Below are 6,913 nucleotides of genomic sequence, written 5' to 3' on the forward strand. Positions count from 1 at the left end.
AGGAGCGGCGGCGTGGACGTGCCGGTCTCGCGGGAATTCGCGCTGCTCGACGACGAGCCCGTCGCGCGGCAGGACGACGACGCCCTCGGTACCGGGCGCACTGCCCGACTCCTCGCCGAACTGGTGCTCTCCTCGCGGTCCTCGACGCCGTTCACACTGGCCGTCGAATCCGGCTGGGGTACCGGCAAGAGCAGCCTGATGCTGCTGCTGCGGCGCGAGTTGGACAAGGAAGAGGACGTCCGCACGGTCTGGTTCAACGCGTGGAGCTCGCCCGGAGCGGACGCGCTGGAGGGGCTCATCCGCACGGTCCTCGCCGGCTTCGACCGCCGCACGCTCCGGCGCAACCTGCGGAACCTCTCCGAACACTGCGGCACACGGCAGGCGTTGCGGCTGCTCTCCCTCCTCGCGGCCGTACCGCTCGGCGCGACGGCGGCGGTCGAGGAGACCTGGCGGCTCCTCTCCGCCAACCCCGAGTCCCGCAACCGCATGCAGGAGCGGATCAGGGACCTGACCCGCGAGTGGGCCGCGGGCGGGGAGCACGGCGAGCGGCTGCTGGTGGTCTTCGTCGACGACCTGGACCGCTGCTCCGAGGAGACGGTCCTCGCCGTCTGCGAGGCCGTCAAGGTCTACCTCGACGTCCCGCGCGTCGCCTTCGTCGTCGGATGCGACCGCTCGGCGCTCGACGCCAAGGGCCTGCTCCGCGAACTCTCTGCCGCGGGCGCGGCGTTCCTGGAGAAGGTGTTCCAGACGAGCTACCGCATGTCCGTCCCGGAGAAGGAAGAGGTGGAGGAGTTCGTCCGCCGGTGCCTGCGGAGGGCCGGCATCGAGCGGCTGCTCGACGACGAACACGTCTCGCTCATCGCCAACCGCTCCGGACGCAACCCGCGGCGCATCAAACGCCTCGTGAACGGGCTCGTCCTGGAGGCCCGACTCAACCCGCTGTGGCGCGACTTCGGCCCCGGCGCGGTGGGCACCCTGCTGCGCCTCCTGCTCGTCCAGCACCTCTACCCGGAGTTCTACCGCCTGTTCGCCCGGCGCGACGCCGCGTACCCGGGCCCCTTCACGGAGTTCACCGGGTACCGGGCCGTCCGCAACGCCCTCCTGCGCGGCGACGCCGCCGACCCGGCGCAGGTGAACGGCTTCTTCGCGGAACACGGGCTGCCCGAACCGGAGGGCGAACCCGCCACGGTGCTCGGCGAGTTGGAGGAACGGCTGCCGACGGAGTTCCCCTCACTCGTCGAGGACCGCCCCTTCGTCACGCTCGTCGAGGACCTCAACGCCTCGCCGCACTGGGAGAAGGTCCTGGATCGGCTGGAGTGGAGCGACGGGCGGCAGGAGGAGCCCGCGCACCCGGAAGCGGAGCGCCCCGCCGCGACGGTCGAGGAGCCGCTGCTGGGGCGGCGGCTCCTGTGGATCGACGACAACCCGGCGAGCGTCACCCACGAGCGCCGGCACCTGGAGGCGCTCGGCGCCGACGTCGACGTGGTCCCCGACGAGGAGACGGCCAGGGCGCACCTGCGGCGCGGCCACCCGGACCTGCTCCTCTCCGACATCACCCGCGGAGGCGACAGGGCGGCAGGATTCGGAACGGTCCGCCGCCTCAAGGCCGACGGCTACAAGGGCCCCGTGCTCTTCTACACGGGCCGGGTCACGCCCGAGCGGGAGAGCCGGGCGAGGGAGCTCGGGGCACAGGTCACGGCCGACCCTTCCCGACTCCGCAGCGCCGTCCTGTGGTCGGCGGGCCGCGACGCACGCACCTGAGCCGGTCCCGCACGCGTCAGGCGGCGTCCCCGCGGGCCTCCGCGCGGCGCTTCTCCTTCAGGCGCGTGTTCTCCTTGCGCACCTCGGCCTGCGTCGCGCGCTCCGCCTGGAGCCACTCCGGGTTCTCGGCCTTGAGCGCGTCGATCTGCTCCGTGGTGAGCGCCTCGGTGACGCCGCCCCTGGCGAGCCCCGAGATCGAGACGCCGAGCTTCGCGGCGACGACGGGGCGCGGGTGCGGGCCCTTGGCGCGCAGCTCCCGCAGCCACTCGGGCGGATCGGCCTGCAGCGCGTCGAGCTCGCCGCGCGAGACGGGGCCCTCGCGGAACTCGGCGGGGGTGGCCTCGAGGTACACACCCAGCTTCTTCGCCGCGGTCGCGGGCTTCATGGTCTGGGTGTTCTTCTGCGACGTCATGGTCCCAGGGTATCCATCGCGTGCGGTGCTCCTCACCACGGCCGGTAACCTGTACGGCGTGACTGGCTCGGACGCGTCCCCCTCTTTCCGGCTCGCCTACGTCCCCGGCGTCACGCCGACGAAGTGGGTGCGGATCTGGCACGAGCGGCTGCCCGACGTCCCGCTCTCCCTCGTGCCGACCCCGGCCGCCGACGCGGAGGAACTGCTGCGGGAGCGTGCCGCCGACGCCGGCTTCCTGCGGCTGCCGGTCGACCGCGACGTCTTCAGCGCGATCCCGCTCTACACCGAGACGACCGTGGTCGTCGTCCCGAAGGAGCACGTCGTGACGGCCGTGGAGGAGGTCGGTGCCGAGGACCTGGCCGACGAGGTGATCCTCCACCCCCTCGACGACGTGCTCGGCTGGACGCCCGCCGGGCGGCCCGCGAGGGAGCGCCCCGCGACGACGGGCGACGCGGTGGAGCTGGTGGCGGCCGGGATCGGCGTTCTCGTCGTGCCGAAGTCGCTCGCCCGCCTCCACCACCGGCGGGACCTCACCTACCGTCCCGTCCCGGACGCGCCGCAGTCCCGGGTGGCGCTCGCCTGGCCGCAGGAGGCGACGACGGAACTCGTCGAGGACTTCATCGGGATCGTGCGCGGCCGCACACCCAACAGCACCCGCGGCCGCAACCCACCCGCGGCCCAGCCGAAGCCGAAGCCGAAGCCGAAGCCCGGGCCCCGGGGCGAACAGGGCGGCGCCCGGCGGCAGACCTCCGGCCATGCGAAGGGGCGGCGGCGCGGCCCGGCCGGCCGCGGGCGCCCCGGCCGGGGCAGGCCCCGCGGCCGTTCGTGACCCTCAGCGCAGGGTGGCCGTGAAGCTGCGGCCGTAGGCGTGGTGGGTGTCGACGAGCACCCGCGTCCCGCCGCGTCCCCTGCGCACCGTCACGGCCTCGTCGCCCTTCTCGAGGCGCAACGGCCGTCCGCGGACGAGGAGTTCGACGCTGTCCCGGCCCGTCGTCGGGTCGGAGACGGCGACGTCGAGCCGCCCGTCCCGACGGCGCCGGAGAAGGACCGAAGCAGGACCGTCGATGCGCACGCCGGCCGCCTCGTGCGGGCCGCGCGTGAACGTGTTGGCCGCGGCGAGGCGGAGCCCGCGGTGGGTGAGCGCCTGGAGGCGCGGGGTGTTGGCGAGAATCCGCAGCGGGCCCCGCAGGTAGGAGCGGAGGGTGTGCGCGTCCGCGTGGGGCACGAGCGCGTACGCGTGCGCGGTGCGCGCTCCTGGCGGCTGCTCCACTGTGACGTCGAAGACGGACCGGACGGCCGGGGTGTCCGGGTTGGCGGTGCGGACGACCCGGCGGCTGCGTGTCACCACGTCGAGGCCGACCCGCACGGGGGGTGTGTCGAGGAGGACGTAGCCGACGGCGGTGCGCCGGGTGGCGTTGGCGTACCTGAGCAGCCGCAGGTCGCCGGAGCCGGGGCCGGTCCAGCGCCGGCCGTCGCGGAGGGTGCCGGTGACGGTGATCCGGTCGTCGGGGTGTGCGGTGCGCGCGTCGAGCGTCGTCGTGACGGCGCGGCCCGCCGGGTCGCCGATGTCCGCGGCGAGCACCACGATCTCGTCGTCGATTAGGAACCAGGACTTCGTCGCCTGCGCGTTCCGGTAGACGGCGAAGTCGTCGGGCAGCTTCGCGCGGTCACGGAAGGCCACGTCGTCGGAGAGCACGAGGGAGGCGGCCCCGTACGGGCCGAGTACGGCGCCGCCCGAGTGCCGTGCGGTGCCGCGCGGGAAGTAGACGTAGGTGTTCTGCGACTCGGAGGAGGCCGTGAAGCGCAGCGGGTGCTCGGGGTTGTCGTAGTACGGCTTCCCGTAGAGCTCGGGCACGGTCCGGCGCTTCTCGGCGGGGACGGTGGTGCCCGCGAGGCGGTAGGGGGAGACGGTCGTGAAGTGGTCGACTCCGTACGACGCCTCCTGGTCCTCGCCCGAGAGGTAGAGGTGGTGCGCCCCGTCCCCCTGGAACCAGGGCATGAGGTTCTCGCCGCTCATGTACTCGTACTTGCTGATCCGCTCGGAGCTGCGGGCGAGCGCGAAGGCGTAGCCGGGCCTGCGGTGGACGGTGCGGTCCATCGCGTTGAAGGCCGTGCTGCGGGCCGGGGGGTTGAGGTCGGCGGCGGGGACGCCCTCGTCGGAGACGGTGTCGGCGTACCGCACGATGCTGAGCGGTGAGACGAACCCGGAGGGGTCGAGCTCGGCCCGCGCCGTCGTGTGCAGGTGCTTCACGTAGCTCCTCAGCGCGGCGGCCTCCTCGCCCGTCGAGAGCGAGGCGAGGTCGACGGCGGCCTCGGCGACCGGGAGGACGTCGGCGTACCCGCCGCCGGTGCGCGAGACGGCCCTCCCCTTGACGATCTCCATCAGCCAGCCCTCGAAGATCAGCGGCGCGAACCCGTCGCGCAGCCAGCCGTGCACCACGGGGACGAGCTCCTCGTGCCGTGCGTATCCGGTGCCGTCGAGGAACTGGAGCGTCTGCACGACGCGGGTGAGGAGCCCCTTGCCGTAGGAGCCGGTGTAGGCGACGGAGGCGTGCTGGAGGAAGGAGCCGTCAGCGTAGTAGCCGTCGGTGACGCCGTGGACGAGGTGGTACGGGTCGATGGTGGCGAGGACCGTCAACTGGTCGGCGACGGCCTTGCGGATGCGCGGCTCGTCGCCGGTGAGGGCGCCTTGGAGGAGGCGGTTGGTGGTGATGTCGGCGAGGTTGGCGCCGGTGTGGAAGCGCGAGTCGAGGTCGACGTCGCCGTCGACGCCGTTGCGCAGGTACGCGTCCATCGAGTCGACGTAGGCGCCGGTCAACTCGGGCCGGTGCGCGGCCGCCTCGTCCCTGAGCAGCACGAGCGTGCGGGTGGCCTGCTGCGAGATGCCGATCTCCCAGACGAACCAGTTGCCGTAGTAGCCGCGGGACTGGTCGCCGTAGTGGTGCTCGTGGAGCCAGGCGAGGCCGTCGAGCACACGGCGCTGCACGGCGCGGTCGCCGTGCAGGTCCCCGGGGAGGCCGGGGGTGCGGGTCGCGAGGGCGATCTCCTGGAGCCGCCGGTGTGCGGTCTCCAACGCGGCCTCGTCGGAGCCGAGTTCCAGGCCGGCGAAGAGCTCGCCGGGCCCCGCCGCGTCCATCGCCGCCAGGTGCTCGCGTGCGTCCTTCGCGACGGCTGCGCGCTTCTCCGCCGTCTCCGGACGCGCGTTGCTCTCGGACGTGCCGGTGAGGAGCGTGACGGCGTTGGCGAGCAGGCGTTCTCCGTCCGCCTCCGCGGCGCTCGCGGAGCGGACCGGCAGCGCCGCCAGCAGACTCGCCGCCGAGGCGGAGAGCAGCAGACGTCTGCGGGTGATATCCATGCGTCCTCCGGGCGGTGGTGGCTGCTGGCGGCCCGGAGTCAAGCAAAGCCCGCGCCGGCCGACAAGGCTCGCGGCGCACCGAGCCTGCGCAGCGGGGAATGTCGGGCGGGGAGCGGCAGTTGATCGTTGAGGCAACCGTGTCCGGACCGGCCGGCCCGGGGAGAGGAGTGACGATGTCCGCTGACAGTCCGTTCGACGGCGAGTACGTGCCGAGCACCGCGCAGTGGGTGGCAGACCAGGTCGAGGAGTACGAGAGGAGCGGGGGCACCGAAGGCACGCAGATGCACGGCTACCCGACGGTCGTGCTGACGACGCTCGGCGCGAAGTCGGGCGTGGTGCGCAAGTCGCCGGTGATGCGGGTCTCCGACGGCGAACGGTACGCCGTCGTCGCCTCGTTGGGCGGGGCGCCCGACAACCCTTCGTGGTACGGCAACCTGCGTGCCCACCCCCGTGTGCGGCTCCAGGACGGGCCCGCGGTGCGCGAGTACACCGCGCGGGTCGCCGAGGGCGCGGAGCGGTCCGAGTGGTGGCAGCGGGCCGTCGACGCCTTCCCGCCGTACGCCGAGTACCAGGAGAAGACCGACCGGGTCATCCCCGTCGTCGTACTGGAGCCGGTCGGCGGGTGAAACGCGCGGTGCTCACCCGTCCTCGGTGATCCAGGCGTAGGCGCGCTCCGGCTCGAACTCCCGCTGCCCGCCGGGGAAGACGAGCCCGGCCGAGGCGAACCCGTCGCCCGGCACCGAAGGCACGGCCACACACCGCATCCCGGCGGCCCGCGCCGCCGCGACCCCGGTCCCGGCGTCCTCCACGACGACGCAGGAGCCCGGCGCGACGCCCAGCCGTCGCGCCGACTCCAGGAGGACGTCGGGCGCCGGCTTGCCGCGGGCCACCTCCTCCGCCGACACCCGCACGGGGAAGAGCCGCGCCAACCCCGACGACTCCAGCACCGCTTCGATCGCGGAGGGCGAGGACCCGGACGCGACGGCGAGCGGCGACCCGGCGGCGTGCAGCCGTTCGACGAGCCGCCGCATGCCGGCGAACGCCTCGGCGTGCGCGGCCAGTTCCAGATAGCGCCGGTTCTTCTCCGCGACGAGATCCTCGACGGGAGCTGGGAGGCCGTGTTCCTCCCGCAGCGTCTCCAACGTGTCACGTGTGCCGACGCCGAGGAAGCGGGTGTGCTGCTGCCAGGTGAAGCCGGGGACGCCGTGCGCGGCGAGGAGATCACGTCCGGCCGCGTAGTAGAGGGGCTCGGTGTCGACGAGGGTGCCGTCGAGGTCGAAGACGACCGGTACGGGTGTGTGCATGGCTCCAGCATGCCGACCGCCCGAGGGCGGAGGCCGCGGCGGGGCCCGTCGTGCGCCCGCCGGCGGTCGGCCCGTCAGGAC

Annotated in this window: 6 protein-coding genes; 3 read left to right on the top strand and 3 right to left on the bottom strand. The window is 73.5% G+C overall.

Translation table 11 applies throughout. The features are described from left to right. Nucleotides 1-12: 12 nt before the first annotated feature. A complete protein-coding gene (locus UWG_RS0103515; protein WP_016905823.1) occupies nt 13-1,761 on the top strand; it encodes a P-loop NTPase fold protein in 1,749 nt (582 codons plus the stop codon). A 16-nt stretch (nt 1,762-1,777) separates the two neighbouring features. Here UWG_RS0103515 and UWG_RS0103520 read toward each other — a convergent pair whose 3' ends face one another. Further along, entirely contained in the window at nt 1,778-2,173 is a 396-nt protein-coding gene (locus tag UWG_RS0103520; protein WP_016905824.1) for a DUF5997 family protein, read from the bottom strand. 58 nt (nt 2,174-2,231) lie between these two features. Here UWG_RS0103520 and UWG_RS0103525 point away from each other — a divergent pair, with 58 nt between their 5' ends. Beyond that, the gene (locus UWG_RS0103525) at nt 2,232-3,002 is read left to right on the top strand and encodes a LysR substrate-binding domain-containing protein (protein ID WP_029391131.1); all 771 of its coding nucleotides are present in this window, start codon (nt 2,232-2,234) and stop codon (nt 3,000-3,002) included. 3 nt (nt 3,003-3,005) lie between these two features. Here UWG_RS0103525 and UWG_RS0103530 read toward each other — a convergent pair whose 3' ends face one another. After that, nucleotides 3,006-5,528 carry a polysaccharide lyase family 8 super-sandwich domain-containing protein gene (locus UWG_RS0103530; RefSeq protein ID WP_016905826.1) on the bottom strand — a complete coding sequence of 841 codons (2,523 nt, stop codon included), beginning with the start codon at nt 5,526-5,528 and terminating at the stop codon, nt 3,006-3,008. Between the two features lie 173 nt (nt 5,529-5,701). Here UWG_RS0103530 and UWG_RS0103535 point away from each other — a divergent pair, with 173 nt between their 5' ends. Then, nucleotides 5,702-6,154 carry a nitroreductase family deazaflavin-dependent oxidoreductase gene (locus tag UWG_RS0103535; RefSeq protein ID WP_016905827.1) on the top strand — a complete coding sequence of 151 codons (453 nt, stop codon included), beginning with the start codon at nt 5,702-5,704 and terminating at the stop codon, nt 6,152-6,154. 12 nt (nt 6,155-6,166) lie between these two features. Here the strand turns inward: UWG_RS0103535 and UWG_RS0103540 are convergent, their stop codons facing one another. Then, nucleotides 6,167-6,832, bottom strand: coding sequence for an HAD family hydrolase (locus UWG_RS0103540; RefSeq protein ID WP_016905828.1), 666 nt, complete (start codon nt 6,830-6,832; stop codon nt 6,167-6,169). Nucleotides 6,833-6,913 lie beyond the last annotated feature (81 nt).

The sequence above is a fragment of the Streptomyces xiaopingdaonensis genome, from assembly GCF_000262345.1.
Lineage (GTDB): Bacteria > Actinomycetota > Actinomycetes > Streptomycetales > Streptomycetaceae > Streptomyces > Streptomyces xiaopingdaonensis.